The sequence below is a fragment of the Hymenobacter sp. BRD67 genome, from assembly GCF_013256425.1.
Classification (GTDB): domain Bacteria; phylum Bacteroidota; class Bacteroidia; order Cytophagales; family Hymenobacteraceae; genus Hymenobacter.
Window position 1 is genome coordinate 1,041,103 of sequence record NZ_CP053904.1, and the last position, 21,509, is coordinate 1,062,611.

The window sequence follows — 21,509 nt, forward strand, 5'->3', positions numbered from 1 at the left end:
ACTGTTTCTTTTGCCAGCCTGATTGCAGCCGGCCCTGGCGCTCCAGCACCAGGGTGGCCTACTGCGGAAAAGGGGTGGTGCCCTTGAATTCAAATTGGCCCTGGCGCAGCGTGGCCGAGTCGGTCGGTTGCAAGCCGGTCATTAAGTACACTTTGGCCGGTGCGTTTAGCTTCCCGATTTTTCCTTTTATCAGGTAGGGGTAAGTGGCCGTAGTCTGAGTTTGAGCCAGTGCCAAGCCGGGAACCAGCAGCAAGCCGAGTAAGTAGTTGTTCATAGGGCAGTTGGGGTAGGAAAATGCACTAACGTTAGTCGGGCTAAATATAGTATTGTCTTGGTAATGCCAGGCATCTCTAAACCCCACCGTTACTTTGCATTCTATGTCAATTAAAATTCTGCTGGTCGAAGATGAGCCCAAGGTTTCGGCCTTTATCCGGCGGGGGCTGGAGGAAGAAGGCTACGAGGTAGAAGTAGCCTATGATGGAACTTTTGGCCAGCGGCTGGCGCTGGAGCAGGAGTTTGACCTGTTGATTCTGGACGTGATTTTACCCGGCCAAAGCGGGCTGGAAGTGCTGAAGGCCGTGCGCGCCCAGGACCAGGAGCTGCCTATCCTGATGCTTACGGCGCTAGGCACAACCCAGGATAAGCTGCTGGGCTTTGATGGCGGCGCCGACGACTACCTGGTAAAGCCCTTCGACTTTGTGGAGCTGCTGGCGCGGGTGCGGGCACTTACGCGCCGCCGCGACCGGCGTTCGGCCAAGGGCAACCAGCTGAGTCTGGGAGATTTGACGGTGGATACTGCTGCCAAAAAGGTCGTTCGGGCCGGCCAGCCCATTAAGCTCACTGCCCGCGAATTCAACCTGCTTGAGCTGCTGCTGCGTCATCAGGGGCGCGTGCTGAGCCGGGGCGAAATTGCGGAGCATATCTGGGAAGACTCATTCGATACCGGTTCCAACGTGATTGATGTGTACGTCAATTACCTGCGCAATAAAATTGACAAGGGATTCGATAAAAAGCTGATTCATACGGTAGTAGGTATGGGGTACGTGCTGCGTGAAGAATAAGCAGCCAGCAGCTGGAGGCTGAGGCGAGTAGCGCAGGATTTCGCAGTGGTATTAATTATTTATAATATAGTAAAAGTATAATATGACTATCCGAAACCGGCTTACCTGGCTCTTTCTGGGCGTAGTGGCCGTGCTGCTGCTGGGGGTGCTGGCGATGGTTTTTGTGCTGCAGATGACTACCTCGGAGCGGGAGTTTCGGCAGCGGCTGCGCGAGCGGGCGCAGGTGACGGGGTATATCTACCTCGAAAAAGACGAGATGCGCGCCAGCGCCTTCCGCGCCTTCGAAAAGAAATACCTGCAATCGCTCACCAACGAGATTTTGCAGGTGTACGACGCCAAAGGCCAGGTGCGCTTTGTGGCGGAGGATGAGCGCGTGCGGCTGTCGGATGCCATCCTGGCCCGCATCGTTACTAACAAGGAAGTGTATTTTCAGCTGGGGCAGCGGCAGGCAGTTGGGCTATTTTATCAGGATAACCAGGGCGATTATATTATTGTAGCGGCGGCCGAAAATATGTATGGCAAGCGGCGGCTGAAAAGCCTGGCTTCCATAATGGGAATAATATATGTGGCTAGCCTACTGGTCATCTATGGAGTAGGCCGGGGCTTTGCCGGCCGGGCGCTGGCTCCCATAGCCGCCCTTAATGACCAGGTAGACCGCATCACGGCGCACGACCTGCACCAGCGGGTAGATGAGGGCTTTCTGCGTACCAGCGAGCGCGATGACCTGACGCGCCTGGCCCGCACCTTCAACCGGCTGCTGGAGCGGCTCGAAGCTAGCTTTGAGGGCCAGCGGGCCTTTGTGCGCAATGCCTCGCACGAGCTACGTACGCCGCTTACGGCTAGTATCGGGGAGCTTCAGGTGCTGTTGGCGCGCGCCCGGCCGCCGGAGGCATATCGGGAAGGCGTGGCATCGGTGCTAGGAGAGCTGCAACAGCTAAAGGCGTTAATTAATAATCTGCTGGACCTGGCCCAAGCCGAAGAAGCAGTGCCGCTGACTGATGAAGTGCGTCTGGACGAGCTCCTTTGGGAGGTGCGCGAAGCCGTGGCCCCGGCTCAACGCGCGCGGATTCAGGTTGACTTGGGCGACCTGGCCGATTTGCCTGCCGACCCTGCCGATTTTGTTGTGTTCGGCCATCGTGGGCTTTTAGTGCGGGCGTTAGGCAATTTGGTTGATAACGCACTGAAATATTCGGCCGGTGACCAGCGGGTGCTGCTTAGCTTGCGCTGTCTGGCCGGTGGAGAACGCATTGTGCGGGTAGCTGATACCGGAATGGGTATTGCGGCCGATGACCTGGCACAGGTATTCCAGCCTTTTTTTCGGGCTACTGCCGTGCGCGGAGTAGCCGGGCATGGAGTAGGGCTGCCGCTGGCCCAGCGCATTGCCAGCCTGCATGGTGGCCTACTTACGTTGCGCTCGGAGCCTGGAAGGGGAACAGTAGCCGAGCTAGTATTTGTTAGCTAAGAGGGCGCCAAGCAAAAAGTCGCGTGAATTCATCTTTCTAATCGATTTCTAATGCCCTTCTAATTCTGACCTAATGTATTGGTCGGACCTTTGTTTCTTAATTATAGACTACTGCTTTTGACGGAGGGCACGCAACAGCTTCCCTTCAAAGTTCCTAAGCAGCAGATTTACCCGTTATGCGTTTTCAAATTTCTGTTTTTCGAATCCTGGCAACTGCCGGGGGAATAAGCTTAACGGCGGTAGCGAGCTGGGCTCAGATGCCGCAACCTAATGCCGCCCGGCCGGCTACCGGCGCCCCCTTACCAGCCGTTACAACGCCAGCTACCACCCCAGCGGCAACCGGCCAGCAGCCGGGCGCCGCCAGAGGTACTACCAGCCCGGCCCAGCTACCGGGGCAGCCTGCCGCCACGCCTACATTTGGCCAGCCGGGTACCCCCTCACAAGCCCCGGTGGGGCGGCCTCTAGCCCGGCCGCTACCGGCATGCCCGCCGCTACCCCCACCAATGCTGCTCCCAGCACGGGCGCGGGCCGACTGGCAGCGCCTGCGGGGGCACTTGCTGCCCCAGGTGCCTCGGCTACCGGCGCTTCGGCTGCGGGAGGCGGCGGTGGGCTGAACAAGTATCCTATCGAGATGGGTTTGCCGACCGGGGCTGCGGCAACCGCCATTCCTACCGATACGCTGCGTGTAACGCTCGACCAGGCTCAGGCGCGATTTATGCAGGCCAACTTTCAGCTGCTGGCTCAGCATTTTAACATCGACGTGGCAAACGCGGCTATCCGGCAGGCATTGCTGCGGGATAACCCTAACCTCCAGATGGAGGTGAACGCCTACAACCCAAATACGAAGACCTTCTTCCCACTGAACAAGCAGACTGACCCGACGAACCCCACTGGCGGCACCTTTTTGGCTCAGATTCAGCAGCTTATTGATATATCTGGCCGACGCAGTAAGCTCGTGCAACTTTCGCGCACGGGGGTTTCGGTGCAGCAGGCTGCATTTGAAGACCTGCTGCGTCAGGCCCGCTTTCAGCTGGTGCAATCGTTTTATAACGTAGCAGCCGAGCGCCGTAAGCTGGGCTTTACCGAGCAGGAGCGCGTTCAGCTGGGCCGCCTGCTGGCCGCTTTCCGCGAGCGGCTGCGGCTGGGGTTGTGGCTTCTTATGAGGTAACCCGCCTTGAACTAGAGCAGCAAAGCCTGGAACGTGACCGCAGCGACCTGCTCAACCAGCTTACTCAGGACCAGGCCACCCTGCGCGTACTGCTGGCCGCGCCGGGTTCCGTGTTCGTATCGCCCGAAGGAGTAGAGTTCCTGCCCGATGCCCCGGCTGTGGTACCAGACCTGACTTATCTGGAGACGCAGGCCTTTGCGTTGCGCCCCGACCTGCGGGCGGCTACCCAGCAAACGGTTTATACCCAGCAAAATCTGGCCGTACAGCATTCGCTGGCTATTCCCAAGCTCCTGGTAGGCGCCGACTACGCCAGTCAGGGCAGCACCTATGCGCATTACTTCGGCCTGCAATCGGCCATCGACCTGCCGATTGCCAACCGTAACCAGGGCAATATTCAAGCAGCTAAGATTGGTATTCAGCAGTCAGGCTTTGCATTGAATGCGGTGCATTTACAGGTGGAGCAGGATGTAGCGGCGGCCTATGAGCAGTTGCAGCGTGCTATCACCTTGCGACGCAGTATTACCCCCGATTACCTGGCCCGTACGGCCAACGTAAGCCGCGACGCAGTCGCCGACTACAATCGCCGCCTTATCGACCTGGTAAGCTTCATCGACAAGTTCCGGGCCTACAAAGAGGCGCAGCTGGGGCTTATCGATATAAGCAGCCGCCTGCTGCAAAGCGAGCAGCAGGTCAATTTCGCCACCAACGCCAAAGTATTTTAATTAACTAAGAAGCAAGAAAGGGTTTTAGCCTGCCGGCTGATTACGTCCTTCTAATTCTCTACGTACCCAAATGAACGTGTTTCAAAAAACGCCCTTTCGCTTGCTTATCACAGCTGTGCTGGCAGCACCAATACTAAGCCTGCCCGCCTGCAGCGAGAAAAAAGCTGAGCTTCCTACCAATAGCAAGGACACGGAGTCAACCTACCGCACTGATACGGTAATGACGCGTAATTTGGCTGATGACCTGCGCTTTACTGGTAAAGTAAGCTATGACCAGCGCCGCGTTGACCAGGTATTTCCGGTGGTGAGTGGTAATGTACTCGACGTGTCGGCTACGTTGGGTGCGCATGTGCAGCAGGGGCAGGCCCTGGCCCGCGTGCAAAGTGCCGACGTAAGCGGCTACCTTAACGACTTTAATGCGGCCAAAAGCGATTTCGCGCTGGCGCAGCGTAATGCCAACAACACCGAGCAGCTATACAAAACCAACTTCGCTTCGCAGTCAGATTTGATTGCCGCCCGTGAAGGACTGGTTAAGGCACAGTCGGCCCTGAACCGTACCCAGCAGATTCTGAAGCTTTACGGAGCCAGTAGCAGCGGTACTGCCAAGCCGGTTTACGAAGTAAAAGCCCCGGTTAGCGGGTTTGTTGTAGCCCGCAACGTGAACCCCAACATGCAGTTGCGGCCCGATAACTCGACGCCCCTTTTCACTATCTCGGACCTAAGCAGGGTCTGGATTCTGTTCAATATCTACGAAACTGATATTTCGGCCTTGCGCATTGGGCAGCAAGTAGATATCACAGCGCTGGCTTACCCCGACAAAAAATTCTCGGGTACCATCACCAATATCTCGAACGTAGTTGATGCCGATACGCGGGTACTGCAAGCCCGGGTAGAATTACCCAATCCGGGGGCCTCCTGAAGCCTGATATGTTCTGCACGGTGAGCCTGCACCTCGAAAATTCGGGCAAGAACCTCGCGCTTAATCCCAAATCGGTGATTTTTAGCAAGGATAAATACTTCGTAGTAAAGCAGACTGCGCCCCGCAAATACGCAGTAGTGCCGGTTAATGTGGTGCGCTCAACACCAGAATATACCTATGTAACGGGTAATCTTAAAGATGGTGACCAAGTGGTCACGGAAGGTAGTCTGTTACTCTTCAACGATTTGACGGATTAGTTTTTAGTTGCCGGCTTCCGGCTGCTCATTGCCGGCTGCCGGCAACTGCTGCGCAACGGGCAGCCGAAGCCAAAAGCCTCGCCCCGGCTCCGTGAGCCGCTGGCCCGGCATTGCCTGGCAACTGCCAACCAACAACTGACAACCAGTTAACAATGAACAAATTCATAAAAGGCCTCATCGGTTTCTCGCTGAAGCATCCCTATATCATTTTCTTTATCACGGCACTGGTAGTTATAGCAGGGGCAGTGAGTTTCTACTATACCCCGGTAGAGGCTTACCCCGATGTGACGAACACGGAAGTGGTAATTATTACGCAGTGGCCCGGCCGCTCGGCCGAAGAAGTAGAGCGCTTCATTTCCATTCCGATTGAGACGGAGATGAACTCGATAAGCCGCAAAACGGTCATTCGCTCCATCAACCTCTTTGGTCTCTCCTTCATCAAGATTGTGTTTGAGGATGGAGCCGATAACTTCAACGCTCGCATGGAAGCCGCTCAAAAGCTGGCTAACGTGAACCTGCCCGATGGAGTGACCGCTGGGGTGCAGCCACCTACCGGCCCGACCGGGGAAATCTACCGTTTCACCCTTGTTTCGAAAACAAAAACGGCCACCGAGCTTAAAACGCTGGAGGATTGGGTAATTGAAAAAAACCTTAAGGCGGTGCCGGGGGTGGGCGACGTCGTTAGCTTCGGCGGTAAGGTAAAAACGTACGAGGTGGCAGTAACACCCCCATTGCTAACCAAATATGGTTTGACGGCTCTCGACGTATTTCAGGCCTTGCAGCGGGCCAACGTGAACGTGGGTGGTGACATTGTGCGGGAAGGCCAGCAGGCGTTTGTGGTACGCGGTATTGGCATTGTGAAAAACGTGGCTGATATCGAGAAGATTATCATTAAAAATGTGAATGGCGTGCCGGTGCTGGTCCGCAACATCGGTACCGTACACACCTCTAACCTGCCGCAGCTTGGCATTGTGGGCCGCGACGACCACGACGATGTAGTGGAAGGTATCGTGCTCATGCGCAAGGGTGAAAACCCGGGCGCCGTGCTGCCCCTGCTCGAAGCCAAGGTAGACTACCTGAATACCACCGTGCTGCCCGGTGATGTACGCCTCAAGGTATTTTACGACCGTACCGAGCTCAACGAGCATACGCTGCATACGGTGGGTGAAAACGTGGCAATGGGTATCACGCTGGTAACCATTATTCTGCTGATTTTTCTGGCCGACTGGCGCACTACGATAACCGTTGCAATGGTTATCCCACTGGCGCTGCTCTTCGCCTTTATCCTGATGCGCTGGAAGGGCATGACGGCCAATCTGCTCAGTATCGGGGCCATCGACTTCGGTATTATTATCGACGGGGCCGTGGTAATGGTGGAAGGGCTCTTTGTGATGCTGGCCCATTGGGCCGAGCACGAGGGCATGGAGGAATTCAACAAGCGCGCCAAGCTGAGCAAGATTCTGCACACGGGTACGGAGATGGGTAAATCCATCTTCACGTCCAAACTCATTATCGTGACGGCTCTGATTCCCATCTTCTCCTTTCAGAAAGTAGAGGGAAAGCTGTTCTCCCCGTTGGCCTTTACCCTCGGGTTTGCGCTGCTGGGTGCCTTGCTGCTGGCGCTTACGCTGGTGCCAGTGCTGTCTTCCATCCTGCTGAAGAAGAATGTGCGCGAGCGGCATAATCCGCTTATCGAGTTTCTGAACCGCAACTATGCTCCCTTGCTCGATAAGGTAATGGGCAACCCGCGCACGGCTATGCTTACCGCACTGCTGGCGCTTATTGCCGGCATTGGTGCCTTTCACTTCGTCGGGACGGAGTTTTTGCCCCACCTGAATGAGGGCAGTATCTACGTGCGGGCTTCCATGCCGCTGAGCATCAGCCTGGAAGACTCATACCATTTTACCAAGCAGTTCCGGCAGGATTTTGAGCAGTACCCGGAGGTGCGGGGCGTGATTTCGCAGACCGGCCGCCCCAACGACGGTACCGATGCCACGGGCTTCTTCAACCAGGAGTTCTTCGTCGATTTGTACCCGGCCGAGCAGTGGAAGCGTAAGATTACCAAGGACGAGCTAATTGCGGAGATGCAAAAAAAGCTTAGTCACTACCGTGGGGTTGACTTTAACTTTTCCCAGCCGATTTCCGACAACGTGGAGGAAGCGGTATCGGGGGTAAAAGGCTCCATGGCCGTAAAGATTACGGGCGATGACCTCAATTTCCTAGATAAAAAAGCCGATGAAGTCTATGCGCAGCTAAAAAAGGTAAGAGGGGTTGAAGACCTTGGTATCTTCCGAAACCTTGGCCAGCCCGAGCTGCACATTACTCTGGACCCTGATAAGATGGCGCAGTTTGGCGTGAGCGCTGCCGATGCCAACGCGGTTATTGAGATGGCAATCGGCGGCAAGGCCGTGAGCCAGGTGTTTGAAGGAGAGCGTAAATTCGACCTGCGCCTGCGCTACGATATTCCGTATCGTTCGACCCCCGACCAGATTGGCGACCTCACGGTGCCAAATCTGAGCGGCGGTAAAATCAAGCTTCAGGAAATTGCGAAGATTGAAAACGTAGCCGGCCCGGCCTTCATTTATCGGGAAAATAACTCTCGCTTTATTGCCATCAAATTCTCGGTTCGGGGCCGCGACCTGGGCTCGACTATTGCCGAAGCTCAAAAACTGGTTGCGGCTAATGTAAAGCTGCCCAAAGGCTACGCAACGGGTTGGAACGGTGAGTTTGAAAACCAGGAGCGCGCCCAGCGGCAGCTCTCCATCGTGGTGCCTATCAGTATCCTGGCTATCTTCTTTATCCTGTTTATTTCCTTTGGCAACGTCCTCGATTCGGTGCTGGTGCTGCTCAACGTGCCGTTTGCCCTCATTGGGGGTATAGCGGCGCTACTGCTAACGGGCGTTAACTTCTCTATATCGGCCGGCGTGGGCTTTATCGCGCTCTTCGGCGTAGCCACTCAGGATGGGGTAATTCTGGTCAACAAATTCCGCCAGAATATGCGCGAGGGTATGCCCCTGGTGCAGGCGATTAAAGATGGGGCCCGGTCACGACTGCGCCCGGTAATGATGACGGCGCTCATGGCTTCGCTCGGGCTGTTACCCGCTGCCCTTAGCCACGGCATTGGTTCCGAAACCCAGAAGCCGCTGGCTATCGTCGTTATTGGCGGCCTGATAACCGCGACGCTGTTGTCGCTGCTTATTTTGCCGGCAGTATACGAGTGGGTATATAGCAGCAAGCAGGAGCGAGAGCGCCACAAGTAAGGCATCCAGCTCCAATTAATTAAAAAGCCCCCAGTCTGCTTGACTGGGGCTTTTTTGGCATCTGAAAATATTTTCTAATCTCGTTCTAATCCAATACTAATTCGATTCTAATGTAGGTGTAATTTAGATGAATAAAATATGCTGGCTTTAAGATAGCTTTGTGAGCTAACCCAAAACCAAGCTTAGCCGTGACTACGCAGAACGATTTACATCTAAAGGGAAATCGACTTAGCTCCATAAGTAGAATCCCTGCTTTTTTACTGCTTTTTGCCACCCAGGCCTTAGCGCAGCCAGTTGTAGACACCGTACGCCTGACGCTGCCCGATGCCGAGCAGCGCTTCGTGCAAAACAACCTGCAGCTGCTGGCCCAGCGCTACAACATCACAGCGGCGCAGGCCCTGGCGGTGCAGGCAAAGCTCATTGACAACCCGACTATATCGCTGGACCAGAATATTATACAGCAGTCGATTCATCGGCAGGAGCCTGATGGCGCGGGCCAACAGAACCAGGTGGCGTTTCAGGTACAGCAGCTGTTTGCGCTGGCGGGCCGCCGGCGCGCAGCAGGCAAAGCTGCCCAGCAGGCAGCCGTGGTCGAAACCTTCAACCTCGAAGACCTGGTGCGCAACCTACGCTTTCAGCTGCGTACCACGTTTTACGACGTGTACTTCCGGCAGCAGACCCTGCGCGTGTACGATACTGAAATACCCCAGCTTCAGCACACTGTCGACCTCTACCAGAGCCAGTACGAGAAGGGTAACATTGCGCTCAAAGAGGTTATCCGGCTCAAGGCGTTTCTCTTTACCCTGCAAAGCGAGCGGCTGGGCCTGATAACCGAGCAGGCTAATGGCCATGCCGACCTGCATGTGCTGCTGCGCGATTCGACCCGCTCGGCTTATCAGCCGGTGGTTGACCCCAACCGTGTGCGCGACCTCTCGCTGAACACCTACTCCGAAACGCAGCTGACCGACACGGCCGTAGCTCGCCGCGCCGACCTGCTAGCCCGCCGGGCCGAGGTGCAGCGCCAGGAGCTGAATCTGCGCCTGCAGCGGGCCGTGGCCACGCCCGACCTCGCCGTTGGCTACAGCTACGACCGTCTGGGCTCCTACATCAATAACTATAACTCCCTGACCCTGGGAGTTGCGGTGCCCTTGTTTAACCGTAACCAGGGTAATATTCAGGCCGCTAAAGCCCAGATAAGCAACGCACAGGCCCAGGCTGCCCAGCAGCAGCTGGTGGTGCGCCGCGATGTGCACGAGGCCTACCAGGTAGCCCTGCGCCAGGACGACCTCTACCAGCACACCAGCCGCGACACCACGCCCTTTGCACGCCTCATCGACAACATTGAGCAGAGCTATACCAAGCGCCTTATCAGTGTGGTAGAATATCTGGATTTTTACGAGGCGTACAAAAACAACGTTATTCAGCTCAATACGCTGCGCGCCAACCGGATGCGAGCCTTTGAGATTATCAATCTTTCTACCGGGCGCACGTTCTTCCGCGCCGAATAATTCTTTCTCCCTAGCCTCGAAGGACAAGGGCCTGTGCTTTCGGAAGCCGGCGCTTGCCACTACTTACTATTCATGAATCGTGCTGCTTATTTTCTGTTGCTGACCCTGGGCCTGGGGGCCTGCTCCAAGTCGGAATCTACGACGAAAGAGGAACCAAAAACCGCCAAGAAATTCTCGCTTTCTGACCAGACCCTTAAGGAGCTGGCCTTCGATACTGTGCGCCTGGAGCCCATGCGCAGCGAGCAGTCGTTTTCGGGCCAGGTGAAAACCAATGGCGACAAAACCGCCAAAGTATTCCCGCTGGTAGGCGGAATAGTCGAAAAGCTTAATGTAGAGCTGGGCGACCACGTTACCAAGGGCCAGGTGCTGGCCGTGGTGCGCTCGGGCGAGATTGCCGACGTGCAGAACCAGAACAGCACGGCCGGCACCGACCTGGCGATTGCCCAGAAAAACCTGTCGGTAGCCGAAGACCAGTTTAAAGCTGGTCTGGCGGCCGAGCGCGACGTGGTGTTGGCCCGCGAAGAGCTGCGCAAAGCGCAGAGCAACCTCGGCAAAACCAATAAGCAGCTGGGTATCTATGGGGTGTCGCGCGATGGGCATTACACTATTAAGGCCCCGATATCGGGCTTTATTACCGACAAGAATGTAACCCAGGGCATGCAGTACACCAATGCCAACACCGACGCCGACGGCTTTTTTACCATCGCCGACCTCGACCAGGTATGGGTGCTGGCCAACGTATTTGAGTCGGACATTGCCAACGTGAAGCTGGGCTACCAGGCCGACATTACCACGCTCTCGTACCCCGATAAGCACTTCCACGGCGTGGTCGACAAGGTGTTCAATGTGCTCGACCCCGACAGCAAAGCCCTGAAAGTGCGCATTCGGCTGCCCAACCCCGGCTACCTGCTCAAGCCCGAGATGTACGCCCAGGTACACATTCTCAATACCGAAAACCAAAAGGAGCTGGCCGTGCCGGCCAACGCCGTGATTTTCGACAAAGACCAGCATTTTGTGCTGGTGTATAAAAGCCGGACGGAGGTCGATACCCGCCCGGTGAAAGTGGTGAAGACGGTGGGCGACGTGAGCTACGTGAGCGGCAATCTTAAGGCCGGCGATATTATCGTTACCAAAAACCAACTGCTCGTGTACGACGAGCTGAATGACTAACTGTCATTTAACAGGTATCATCTGCCGGTTAACAGCCCATGCGCTGTGGTGTACTGCCACAGCCAGCGCGTTGTAGATGGGCGGTGATAAAGAGCTGAAAAGCAACTGTTAAATGGTAAATGATACTTGCTAAATGAATAAGTTTATCCAAGGCATTATTGCCTTTTCGCTCAAGAACAAGGGCTTTATTTTTCTGCTCACGCTGGCGGCAATTATTGCCGGTGTGGTGAGCTACCGGAATACGCCCATCGAGGCCTTTCCGGACGTAACGAACACCGAAATCACCATCATCACGCAGTGGCCCGGCCGCTCGGCCGAGGAGATTGAGAAGTTTGTGACGGCGCCCATTGAAATCGCGCTCAACCCCGTGCAGAAGAAAACCAGCGTGCGCTCGACCACGCTCTTTAGCCTGTCGGTGGTGAAGGTGATTTTCGATGATGGCGTAGACGACGCCTTTGCCCGCGTGCAGGTCAACAACCTGCTGGCCGGGGCCGACCTGCCCGAAGGCGCGGCGCCCGAGGTGCAGCCGCCGTACGGCCCGACGGGGGAGATTTTTCGCTACACGCTGGCATCAAACGATAAATCGACCCGCGAGCTGAAAACCATTCAGGACTGGGTAGTAGAGCGCAACCTGAAGGCCGTGCCCGGCGTGGCCGACGTGAACAGCTTCGGTGGCGAGGTAAAGAGCTACGAGATATCGGTAGACCCCAGCAAGCTGCAGGATTTTGGCCTCACGCCGCTCGACCTGTACACCGCCGTGCAGCGCTCCAACATCAACGTGGGCGGCGACGTGATAAACGAGGGCCAGCAGAACTACGTGGTGCGCGGCATTGGCCTGCTGAATAATATCTCGGACATTAATAACACGGTCATCAAGAACGTGAACGGCGCGCCGATTCTGGTGAAAGACGTGGCGCAGGTAGCCGAAGCGGCCCTGCCCCGCCTGGGCCGCGTGGGCCGGGGCCTGAACGACGACATGGTGGAAGGTATTGTGGTAATGCGCAAAGGCGAAAACCCGTCGGAAGTTATCAAGCTGCTGCAAGCCAAGGTAGAGCTGCTGAACGACAAGATTCTGCCGGCCGACGTGAAAATCAGCACGTTTTACAACCGCCAGAACCTGATTGACTTCTCGACTGAAACCGTTATTCACAACCTCACCGAGGGTATGATTTTCGTGACGGTGATTGTGTTCCTGTTCATGGCCGACTGGCGCACTACGGTCATTGTGAGCATCATTATTCCGCTGGCGCTGCTGTTTGCCTTTATCTGCCTGCGTCTTAAAGGCATGAGTGCCAACCTGCTCAGCATGGGCGCTATCGACTTCGGTATCATCATCGACGGGGCCGTGGTAATGGTGGAAGGGCTCTTTGTGGCGCTCGACCACAAAGCCCACGAGGTGGGCATGGAGCGCTTCAACAAGCTGGCCAAGCTGGGCATCATCAAGAAAACCGGCCGCGATATGGGTAAATCCATCTTCTTTGCCAAGGCCATCATTATCACCGCGTTGCTGCCGATTTTCTCGTTTGAGAAAGTGGAAGGCAAAGTATTTTCCCCCCTGGCCTGGACGCTGGGCTTTGCGCTGCTCGGCGCGCTGATTTTTACGCTGACCCTGGTGCCGGTGCTGGCTTCGATTCTGCTGCGCAAGAACGTGCGCGAGAAAGACAACTTCTTCGTGCGGGCTATCAGCAAGGGCGCAAAAAATGTATTCGATTTTACATATATTCATAAAACCGCCAGTCTGCTGGCAGCGGCGGCGGCCGTGGTGGTAGGCATCGGCATGTACCAGTTTCTGGGTACCGAGTTTTTGCCCGAGCTGAATGAGGGCTCCATTTACGTACGGGCGCAGCTGCCGCTCAGCATCTCGCTCGATGCGTCGAATAAGCTCTGCAACGAGATGCGGCGCGTATTCATCAGCTTTCCCGAAGTGAGCGACGTAGTAAGCCAGACCGGCCGGCCCAACGATGGTACCGACCCTACGGGCTTCTACAACAACGAGTTTCTGGTGCAGATAAAGCACACCGATGAGGTACAGAAGAACATGAAGCACAAGGCTTACCGGGAGGCGCTTATCGAGCGGATGCAGGAAAAGCTAAACCGTTTTCCGGGCGTCGACTTCAACTTCTCGCAGCCCATCACCGACAACGTGGAAGAAGCCGCGTCGGGCGTGAAGGGAAGTATCGCCGTTAAGATATATGGTACCGACCTCAAGCTGATGGAAGGCAAAGCCCGTCAGGTATATGAGATACTGCAAAAAGTGGACGGCATCGACGACCTGGGCCTGCTGCGCAACATCGGCCAGCCCGAGCTGCACGCCGACCTCGACGAGCGCCGCATGGCCAGCTACGGCGTCAGTAAAAGCGACGCCAACGCCGTGCTTGAAATGGCAGTGGGCGGCAAGCAGGCCAGCCAGATGTACGAAGGCGAGCGCAAATTCCCGATTCGGGTGCGCTACGAGCCGCAGTTCCGCGAAAGCCCGGCCCAGATTTCGTCGCTTATGGTGCCTACGCAAGCGGGCAAAACTGTGCCCCTCAACGAGATAGCCGACATCAAGCAGGTAACCGGTCCCAGCCTGATTTACCGCGACGACAACACGCGCTTCTCGGCCGTGAAATTTTCGGTGCGGGGCCGCGACCTTGGTTCGGCCATCGCCGAAGCGCAGGAGAAAGTGAATAAAGTAGTGGTGCTGCCCAAAGGCTACTCCATGAAATGGACCGGCGACTTCGAGAACCAGCGCCGGGCCTCGCAACGGCTGGCGCAGGTAGTGCCTATCTCACTGGCGCTTATTTTCTTCATCCTGTTTATTCTCTTTGGCAACCTCAAAGATGCCGGACTGGTGCTGCTCAACGTGCCGTTTGCGCTCATCGGGGGCATTGCGATGCTGCTCATTACGCACACCAACTTCTCGATTTCGGCTGGTATCGGCTTCATCGCCCTGTTTGGTATCTGTATTCAGAACGGCGTTATTCTTATCAGCGTCTTTAAGCAGAACATGCTCAATAAGATGAGCCTCGACCGTAGCTTGTCGGAAGGCGTGGCCTCGCGCGTGCGGCCGGTAGTAATGACGGCCCTGATGGCTATCATCGGCCTAATGCCGGCGGCCCTCAGCACGGGCATCGGCTCCGAAACATCCAAGCCCCTGGCTATTGTGGTTATCGGCGGCCTGCTCACGGGTACTATCCTCACGCTGTTCATCTTCCCGCTGATATTCGAGCGCACCTACCGCGCCTCACACACGCACTACGCCGACGACCTCACTACCGGCCGTGAGCTGGCCGCGCATTAGGAGCCGGTAGAAGCTCCGGGCTCCTGTTAAAAGAGGGTCATGCCGCGCAAAATGCGGTATGACCCTCTTTTTAGTTGTTAATTTCTGTGCACAAAAACCGGCTTATCACGCCCCGCCACTGCCCCGGATGCTTGTGCCAATATGGCTCGTGGCCAGAGCCTAGGAAATTGACCCGCTGCTTGGGCCCGGCTAGGTGAGTAAAGATGGTGTCGGTTTCGGCGCGCGTCACGCGCGGGTCGGCAGTGCCCCACAGCAGTAGGGTAGGAGTAGCAACATGGTGGGCGTACTCGCCCGCGTTCAGGCTAAATGCCCAGTAGCCATTCTCCACGCTGCCCCAGAAAACCAATAGGTTAGCCAGAGGGAAGGGCGGCAGGTGCATCGACACGAAGCGGTTTTTAGCCGTTTGCAGCATGCTACCGTAAGGGCACTCCACAATATTGGCCGTGGGCCGCAGGCCCAGCTCGGCCTCGGCCCGCAGAATGGCTACCGCGCCCATGCTTACGCCGTAAAGCACCACGGGCGCACCCGGCTGCCGGGCCTGCGCCCAGCGAAAAGCGGCCGCTACATCGTCGGCCTCGCGGTAGCCAATGGTGGTTTGGTAGCCCTCGGAGGCGCCATTGCCGCTAAAGTCGAGCAGCAGCACCGAGTAGCCAAGCTGCCGAAAATAGGCCGCCTCGGGCCGAAGCCGCGACTTGTCGCTGGTGTAGCCGTGGCAGAGCACCACCGTGCCGTGTGCCGCCGGCACGCCACTATACCAGGCACCGAGCCGGCCGTTGGGGCTGCGCAGCGTCACGTTCTCATAAGGAAAATCCGGCGGCGCGAGATTAACGGGCTTCGGATTTTGCAGCCCGGTGAGAATAAGCTTGATTTTTTCGGCTACTGGTAGCTTTTCCGGGTTGCGGGTGCGCGGCCCTGGCGTGGTCGTAAAGTGCGTAAAGCGCCAGGCATGGAGGGCCACCACCACGTTGAGCAGTGCGACTATACCTAGCAAAAATACGATAAGCCGGCGCAGCATCAGGGGCGGGGGCGGCGCGGGCCAGGGCGCCCGTGTGGAGTCGAAGCGGGTGCCGGACGGCGGTAAGGCTGGCTGGAGCGGCTGCCGGCGCCGGCCAGTCCGCGCAGGGCCAGGGCTTCTTCGTCGGTCAGCTCGCGCCAGGTGCCGGGCTGCAGGTCGTAGAGGCGCAGGTCGCCCAGGGCTTGGCGCACCAGCCGCAGGCAGGGCAGGCCCACGGCGGCGCACATCTTGCGTACCTGCCGGTTCATGCCCTGCGAGATGGTAATTTCGAGCCAGCTCGTCGGGATGCTCGCCCGGTAGCGGATGGGCGGGTTGCGCGGCCACAGGTCGGTAGTTTCCTGCTCGGGCAGTTCCCGCGCTTCGGCGGGCAGCGTAAAGCCTTCCTTGATTTGCACGCCCTCGCGCAGCTGCTGCAGTGCCGCTTCAGTAGGCCGGCCCTCTACCTGCGCCCAGTAGGTTTTGGGCACCTTGTAGCGCGGGTCACTGAGGCGGTGCTGCAGCTGCTTGTCGTCCGTTAATAATAAAAGCCCTTCACTGTCGAAGTCGAGCCGGCCCACCGGATACACGTTGGGCACGGCCACGAAATCCTTGAGCGTGGACCGGCCGTGCTCATCCGTAAACTGGGTGAGGACCTCGTAGGGCTTGTTGAGGAGGACGTAGCGCATTTTAAGACAATAGAGGCTAATGAAAAAGCCATTTGGCAGCTACCCAAGGGCTGCCGTATAAGCTGAGTAATAAGCTAAAAATTAAAAAATTAAACAATAAATTTTTTAATCTGGAATAGTTCGGAAAGGTGATTGCAAAGGCTTGGTAAGGTGCTGATTTTAGCAAGCGCTTGTGTAGATAATAAATAAATATAAAACCAGCTATGCCAATAGAAACTACGCAGTATTCGGTAGTAACCGATTTAAGAGAATTACTGAAATAAGGAATTTTCGATGTCATCAATATCCCCACCAGCACCCAGTTAGACCAAATAAACACCATTGTGCTAGCCGTCGCCTCGGTTAGGCTTTCACCCCGCCAAAATCTTCCTCGCTGCCTGCTCAGTTGCATTACTCGCCAAACCTTATATAGTAAAAAATAATAAACTTGCATAGCAGCTAAATTTACACCCCGCCCTGGTATTTGCGAGTTGCCCATTCGGCCGCCAGCAGCGCCACCAAGGCGAAAAATAACCACTTTAAATTAATCAGGTCTTTTAAATCTTCTTCGCTGGAAAGCAGAGGCTTATAATTGCCTTTTGCTATATCCTGTGCCAGCTTGTCTAGCTGACTGGGGTAATAGAGCCGGCCGCCGCTGCGGCGGCTGAGCTGCGCCAGCAGGCGGTGGTCGGCTTTCGAGTCCTGAGCTTCGAGGGTTGATTCTGCACCAGCAATTCGCCGCTGGCCTGCTGGGCCTGGCCGCCGAGGGTGGCGCGGGCCTGGTAGCGGTAGAGGCCGGCCGGCAGCGGCCCCAGGTGCAGCGGCGAGCCATCGGCGGCATTGGCAAAGGTGATGGTGCGCGCCTTGCGGGCCGAGTCGGTGAGCGTAAGAGTAATTTTCTGGTCGTAGATGCGCTCGAAAACCGCGTTGTACGTTTCGGCGCTCAGCGTTACGTCGTCCTGGGTGCCAAAGGCATCCTGCGTCGGGTACACGTCGAGACGCTTTTTGTTGGCGTTCTGGGTCAGCAGCTGCAGTGTGCGGCTAATGAGACGGTCGTAGGCTTCGGGATGGTCGTCGTGGGCGATGGCTTCCTGCAAGCGCCACTGCCAGGTATTTTCGGCCAGGAGCGTGGCCGTGCGGGGCCCGGTACCGGCTGCACTGCTAAAAACCAGCAGCGGCTTTTGGGTAGGCAGCCGGCCGACTTGCTGCCACAGGGCCGCCTCCGCGCCGCTGCCCAGCCGCAGCTCGCCAAACGGTACTGTCGCCGGTGGGTATTGAGCAAAACGCAGCCGGGTTTCCTCATCAAGTGGAAAGCGGGCGAAGCCGGGGTTGGGCAGGGGCGTCACCTCGTCGGTTTGCGAGCCGCGCGGCTGCACATTCAGGCCGGCATTTAATTGGTTATAAGCGTTAAAATCGGACTGTGCGCCCAGCACATAGAGCGTTGGTACGTGGGCTGCCCGTACCCGCGCCAGCAGGTCCTGGCCCAGGCCATCGTGCGCCGGCAGCTGGTGCAGCACCGCCACATCGAAGGTGGTGCCGGCGGGTAGCGGCGCGCCCACGCCAGCAATACTCAGGGTGAGCTCAAAGTTATTATTGGCCAGAATAGCGGCCCGGAGGGCCTTGAGGTCGGGGTGCGGGGCGGCGGCGGCCAGCAGCACCCGCAGCTTGCCTTTTACAATCTCAATAAAGGCTGTGCGCCCGTTATTGAGGGCCGTAAACTCGCCGGCCTGCGGCACTACGCGCACTTCGTAGCGGCGCTTGCCCGGCGCGGGCGCGGTGAGCTGAAAGGTGGTGCGCACCCGCTGGCGGCCGGCGGGCAGGGCTACGCGCCGGGTTTCGAGTATCCGGCCGCCCTCGCGCACTTCCACGGTTGCCGCGCCGCCGGCGTAGCCCTCGTAGCTGATTTCAGCTTCCAGGGGAAATTTATTGCCGCTGAACGCCACGCGATTATACACCAAATCAGTAAGGCGTAGGTCTTTCTTCGCAATTGTATCGCCCAGCGCCACGCTGAAAATCGGGAAGTTAAACTCCGAGAACTGCGGCTCCTGGCCCTGGTTTACCAGTCCGTCGCTCACCAGCACTACGCCGGCCAGGTTGCGCTCGGCGTTGGCCTCGTGGCTATCGCTGAGCAGCTTATTGAGGTCGGTGCGGTCGGCGGTGAAGCGCAGCGAGTCGGGTGCGACAGTGGCTTTGGTCAGCGTCCGGGTTTCGACCCGAAAGCCTTTGGCGCGCAAGGTGGCCGCTAGCTGCGGCAGGCCCGTGGTAAGCTGCGCTAAGTTCGCTTTGGGTGTAAATAAGCTTACCGACTGCGAGTTATCGACCGCTACTACTACTGTTGGGGCTTCGGTATGCGTAGTGGTAGCCCTGATAAACGGCGACAACAGTAGAAAGCACAGAAAACTGACGACTACAAAGCGCAGCCCCGCCAGCGCGTAGTTAACGGTCCGGCTCCACGGCGACTTAGCCGAATAAAGCAGCGCCGCGTAGCCCGTGCCCATGGCCAGGCAAAGCAGAATAAACCAGGGAGAATAAGCAGTAGAGAGCAAGAGCAGAAGCGCGCCTAGAGGCCAGCGCGAAGCAAGAAACGAAAAAGCCCGCCAATCGGCACGCGCCCACAAAGATGCGTGTGAAGTAGCGGTAGCTGCGTGCTAACGGCAACTGTCGCACGCTACGTTCCGATTCGCGCTCCTGCAAGGGGGTGGGGCTACTTCCACCAAATCTGTGCCTCACGCTTGCACGCGGCGGCTGAGCGTGCTCTATTAGTGTTTACAAACGTACAGTCACGCATATCCTGCCAGCCAGCAGCCAAGTATTTGTCAGCCGGGCTGAATTCTCCCATCCCAATGTCAAAATCGCCCGAGTTAGGAATACGGTAGTCACCCCAGTTACAACGCAGGGCTTTTCCGGATGTATAGCTCGTCCAGCTACCTAAAAATTGATTGTTGCAAAACCTGTCCGTGGTGCGGATATCGTCGTATTTCAGGCGGCCCGACTTGTCAACAAACCAGTCGGTCTCTACTACTCCCCTAAAGATACCGGATTTTGACTGAGCGGCGTTTTCACGTAACTCATAATCTGCCAGTAATATACCCTCTTGCCGGGCTGGGGACACAGTTTCATCAACGCGGGTGGCTAGTTGCCGGAGTTCCCGAATTTGCCTTATTACCAGCACGCCGCTAAAGGTGCTTACGCGCCCGGCAACCTTTGTTTTGCCCATCAGTTGGTAGCGCGCAGGGTTAGCGGCATCCCGCTGCACGGTCAAAATTTTAACGCGTAGTCGCTGGCAAGCCGGGCCTATAAAACCCACAACTGCGGCGTTTGGGGTTTTTAACCATAGCGAACTAAAATCATACTTGGTGTATTGATTCAGTTTGTTGTCGCGCTTTAAATCACTAGCCGCTAGTTGATTATGCTGATAGGTAATGCTTTCGGGCGGCAAAGAAAATGCGGCTTGGGTAGTCTGGGCAGATGAAGCCAAGGCATTCAGGCAAAATAATAGGCAGAAAGTGCGTTTTCTACTCATGATATTTATCCTATGTTAAGCTGAATGGCACGTCCTAGCCGCCTCAACGTTTCACCACTGTCACTAGTTCTGCGCTACCAAATACGCTGGCTGGCAAGATAACTGGCTCATTCAGCGGTAATTCATTTCCGTACCGTTCGCGCAGCTTGGCTTGCACGGCGGGGTTCGTCAGGTCGAAGTCGCGCAGGTGCTGCAACTGCCCCAGCTGCCGGTGCAGGCCCCGGTCGTACACTTTCCAAATCAGCTCCGAGCAGTAAATCTGCTTATCTGACCAATTGAAGGCCAAGTCGTAGTCGCGGCCCAACATCGGCTGGCCTGCGGCTCGCAGCTGTCCCAATGCCTTCGGAGTTAGCGTTGTAGCCGCATCACGCAACCGCTTCACCACGAAATGCCCACCCTGCCCCGCGCCGCCCAGCGCGCCAGCGGCGTCAGCTTCACCGGCTGCACCGCCTCGAAGACCTGCCACTCGCCGTTGGTTTTATAAAGCAGGCCGCAGTGGCTGTAGGACGAGTGCGTAGCCAGTTGAATGGCTTGGCTTTGAGCCGACTGGGACGTGTGAAAAATGAGGTCGCCCTCGTGCAGGGTAGGGGATAGTTGGGCTACGGTGGCCGTGGCCTTGCGGGTAGTCTGCCAGCGGTGGAGCTTGCTGGTTAGGCGCGGGTAGGCAAGGGAGCCGGCCGCGGCAGCTATTGCAAGCGAGAAAAACAGCGGCTTAAGTGGTAAGGGCATATTAATCGGCGGTTTCTTCTTCCTCGTCCGCTTCTGCTGCTGCATACTCCTCTTCCTGCCATTCAGCAGCTTTGACTACTCGTCGGGCTTGCCAGCCATAATTGAGTTGAAATAACTCGTTGATAGTCGGGTCGCGCTTCGTCAATTGTTCCAACGCTACGATTTTCAAGTCGTCCAGCACATACGTGGTATCGCACAGAAATTGCCAGTCTCCATCAGCTTCATGGATGACGCGCAAAATAGGTAAGCCATCTAATACCTGCTGAGTGGTAAATACGGCTACGTTGCGTTCCTCCCGAAACCTGAAATCCAGATTGCGGTCAAGCAATGGCTGACCAGCTTTCCAGGCAGGGTTGAAGCCTTCTTCCCAAGGATAAAGTGCCTGCTTATCGGGCCACACAATTTGCAGTGCTGGAAAATCTATGCCTTGATTAAACCAGATGCCGTAGCCAAAATAGTAGCCGTACCAATCTCTATCCACGGTTAAAAACCGCACGTTATAGTCGCCAATAAAATCGGGGTAGCCAATACATTGGTCGGGTCTGGGCTGCTTGTCCAGCAATTCTTTACCCGACCAAAGTACCGAATGCAGCAAGTCCTGATTTAAACCAAAGCAAATCAACTCTGGGTATCCGTAGGCTTTGAACAAACCGATGGTGTACGCAAAAGCAGGTGAGTAACCATCACCGGGAATTATGGCGACGTGAAACCCATACTTTTCCACGTCGCTAATAATCTTCTTCTCAGCAGCGGTATCATGTGCAGCGTGCTCCTCGGGCGTAACCATG

General features: G+C 56.6%; 19 protein-coding genes. 10 read left to right on the plus strand and 9 right to left on the minus strand.

Annotated elements, in window-relative coordinates; all coding sequences use genetic code 11:
• Window positions 1-58: 58 nt before the first annotated feature.
• Entirely contained in the window at window positions 59-274 is a 216-nt protein-coding gene (locus tag GKZ67_RS04730) for a DUF4369 domain-containing protein (protein WP_173241360.1), read from the minus strand.
• A gap of 109 nt (window positions 275-383) precedes the next feature.
• Here GKZ67_RS04730 and GKZ67_RS04735 point away from each other — a divergent pair, with 109 nt between their 5' ends.
• From GKZ67_RS04735 to GKZ67_RS04780, 10 genes are all read left to right on the plus strand, one after another.
• A complete protein-coding gene (locus tag GKZ67_RS04735; protein WP_173246455.1) occupies window positions 384-1,061 on the plus strand; it encodes a response regulator transcription factor in 678 nt (225 codons plus the stop codon).
• Between the two features lie 82 nt (window positions 1,062-1,143).
• Window positions 1,144-2,523 carry a sensor histidine kinase gene (locus tag GKZ67_RS04740; RefSeq protein WP_173241361.1) on the plus strand — a complete coding sequence of 460 codons (1,380 nt, stop codon included), beginning with the start codon at window positions 1,144-1,146 and terminating at the stop codon, window positions 2,521-2,523.
• A 481-nt stretch (window positions 2,524-3,004) separates the two neighbouring features.
• A complete protein-coding gene (locus tag GKZ67_RS04745) occupies window positions 3,005-3,691 on the plus strand; it encodes a TolC family protein (protein WP_173241362.1) in 687 nt (228 codons plus the stop codon).
• Window positions 3,673-4,413, plus strand: a complete 741-nt coding sequence (locus GKZ67_RS04750; RefSeq protein ID WP_173241363.1) for a TolC family protein — start codon at window positions 3,673-3,675, stop codon at window positions 4,411-4,413. The genes GKZ67_RS04745 and GKZ67_RS04750 overlap by 19 nt, the downstream gene beginning before the upstream one ends.
• Window positions 4,414-4,483: 70 nt before the next feature.
• Complete coding sequence (locus GKZ67_RS04755) at window positions 4,484-5,332, plus strand: efflux RND transporter periplasmic adaptor subunit (RefSeq protein ID WP_173241364.1); 849 nt, start codon at window positions 4,484-4,486, stop codon at window positions 5,330-5,332.
• 8 nt (window positions 5,333-5,340) lie between these two features.
• Window positions 5,341-5,589, plus strand: a complete 249-nt coding sequence (locus tag GKZ67_RS04760; protein ID WP_173241365.1) for an efflux RND transporter periplasmic adaptor subunit — start codon at window positions 5,341-5,343, stop codon at window positions 5,587-5,589.
• Between the two features lie 152 nt (window positions 5,590-5,741).
• Complete coding sequence (locus GKZ67_RS04765) at window positions 5,742-8,849, plus strand: efflux RND transporter permease subunit (RefSeq protein WP_173241366.1); 3,108 nt, start codon at window positions 5,742-5,744, stop codon at window positions 8,847-8,849.
• A gap of 188 nt (window positions 8,850-9,037) precedes the next feature.
• The gene (locus tag GKZ67_RS04770) at window positions 9,038-10,357 is read left to right on the plus strand and encodes a TolC family protein (RefSeq protein WP_173241367.1); all 1,320 of its coding nucleotides are present in this window, start codon (window positions 9,038-9,040) and stop codon (window positions 10,355-10,357) included.
• A 72-nt stretch (window positions 10,358-10,429) separates the two neighbouring features.
• Window positions 10,430-11,527 (plus strand): efflux RND transporter periplasmic adaptor subunit, encoded by a 1,098-nt coding sequence (locus GKZ67_RS04775; RefSeq protein ID WP_173241368.1) that lies wholly within the window; start codon window positions 10,430-10,432, stop codon window positions 11,525-11,527.
• 133 nt (window positions 11,528-11,660) lie between these two features.
• Complete coding sequence (locus GKZ67_RS04780; RefSeq protein WP_173241369.1) at window positions 11,661-14,810, plus strand: efflux RND transporter permease subunit; 3,150 nt, start codon at window positions 11,661-11,663, stop codon at window positions 14,808-14,810.
• A 70-nt stretch (window positions 14,811-14,880) separates the two neighbouring features.
• On the opposite strand, the gene GKZ67_RS04785 is transcribed toward GKZ67_RS04780, so the two are convergent.
• From GKZ67_RS04785 to GKZ67_RS04815, 8 genes are all read right to left on the minus strand, one after another.
• Window positions 14,881-15,825, minus strand: a complete 945-nt coding sequence (locus tag GKZ67_RS04785; protein WP_173241370.1) for an alpha/beta hydrolase — start codon at window positions 15,823-15,825, stop codon at window positions 14,881-14,883.
• The gene (locus GKZ67_RS04790; RefSeq protein WP_173241371.1) at window positions 15,825-16,490 is read right to left on the minus strand and encodes a pseudouridine synthase; all 666 of its coding nucleotides are present in this window, start codon (window positions 16,488-16,490) and stop codon (window positions 15,825-15,827) included. The genes GKZ67_RS04785 and GKZ67_RS04790 overlap by 1 nt, the downstream gene beginning before the upstream one ends.
• Window positions 16,491-16,506: 16 nt before the next feature.
• A complete protein-coding gene (locus GKZ67_RS04795) occupies window positions 16,507-17,007 on the minus strand; it encodes a hypothetical protein (RefSeq protein WP_173241372.1) in 501 nt (166 codons plus the stop codon).
• A gap of 85 nt (window positions 17,008-17,092) precedes the next feature.
• Complete coding sequence (locus tag GKZ67_RS04800; RefSeq protein WP_173241373.1) at window positions 17,093-19,015, minus strand: VWA domain-containing protein; 1,923 nt, start codon at window positions 19,013-19,015, stop codon at window positions 17,093-17,095.
• 158 nt (window positions 19,016-19,173) lie between these two features.
• Entirely contained in the window at window positions 19,174-19,947 is a 774-nt protein-coding gene (locus GKZ67_RS04805; RefSeq protein WP_173241374.1) for a hypothetical protein, read from the minus strand.
• A gap of 88 nt (window positions 19,948-20,035) precedes the next feature.
• Window positions 20,036-20,458: a YiiX/YebB-like N1pC/P60 family cysteine hydrolase gene (locus tag GKZ67_RS22440; RefSeq protein WP_317172240.1), complete on the minus strand. Its 423-nt coding sequence runs from the start codon at window positions 20,456-20,458 to the stop codon at window positions 20,036-20,038.
• On the minus strand, window positions 20,371-20,721 hold the full coding sequence (locus GKZ67_RS22445) for a YiiX/YebB-like N1pC/P60 family cysteine hydrolase (protein WP_217278683.1): 351 nt from the start codon (window positions 20,719-20,721) through the stop codon (window positions 20,371-20,373). The genes GKZ67_RS22440 and GKZ67_RS22445 overlap by 88 nt, the downstream gene beginning before the upstream one ends.
• Before the next feature lies 1 nt (window position 20,722).
• On the minus strand, window positions 20,723-21,508 hold the full coding sequence (locus tag GKZ67_RS04815) for a DUF4262 domain-containing protein (RefSeq protein ID WP_173241375.1): 786 nt from the start codon (window positions 21,506-21,508) through the stop codon (window positions 20,723-20,725).
• Window position 21,509 lies beyond the last annotated feature (1 nt).

Excerpts from the sequence above, each read along its gene's own strand:
- GKZ67_RS04730 (WP_173241360.1), bottom strand. The coding sequence starts at position 274 with ATGAACAACTACTTACTCGGCTTGCTGCTGGTTCCCGGCTTGGCACTG.
- GKZ67_RS04740 (WP_173241361.1), top strand. The coding sequence starts at position 1,144 with ATGACTATCCGAAACCGGCTTACCTGGCTCTTTCTGGGCGTAGTGGCC.
- GKZ67_RS04745 (WP_173241362.1), top strand. The coding sequence starts at position 3,005 with ATGCCCGCCGCTACCCCCACCAATGCTGCTCCCAGCACGGGCGCGGGC.
- GKZ67_RS04755 (WP_173241364.1), top strand. The coding sequence starts at position 4,484 with ATGAACGTGTTTCAAAAAACGCCCTTTCGCTTGCTTATCACAGCTGTG.
- GKZ67_RS04760 (WP_173241365.1), top strand. The coding sequence starts at position 5,341 with ATGTTCTGCACGGTGAGCCTGCACCTCGAAAATTCGGGCAAGAACCTC.
- GKZ67_RS04765 (WP_173241366.1), top strand. The coding sequence starts at position 5,742 with ATGAACAAATTCATAAAAGGCCTCATCGGTTTCTCGCTGAAGCATCCC.
- GKZ67_RS04775 (WP_173241368.1), top strand. The coding sequence starts at position 10,430 with ATGAATCGTGCTGCTTATTTTCTGTTGCTGACCCTGGGCCTGGGGGCC.
- GKZ67_RS04780 (WP_173241369.1), top strand. The coding sequence starts at position 11,661 with ATGAATAAGTTTATCCAAGGCATTATTGCCTTTTCGCTCAAGAACAAG.
- GKZ67_RS04785 (WP_173241370.1), bottom strand. The coding sequence starts at position 15,825 with ATGCTGCGCCGGCTTATCGTATTTTTGCTAGGTATAGTCGCACTGCTC.
- GKZ67_RS04790 (WP_173241371.1), bottom strand. The coding sequence starts at position 16,490 with ATGCGCTACGTCCTCCTCAACAAGCCCTACGAGGTCCTCACCCAGTTT.
- GKZ67_RS22445 (WP_217278683.1), bottom strand. The coding sequence starts at position 20,721 with ATGCCCTTACCACTTAAGCCGCTGTTTTTCTCGCTTGCAATAGCTGCC.
- GKZ67_RS04815 (WP_173241375.1), bottom strand. The coding sequence starts at position 21,508 with ATGGTTACGCCCGAGGAGCACGCTGCACATGATACCGCTGCTGAGAAG.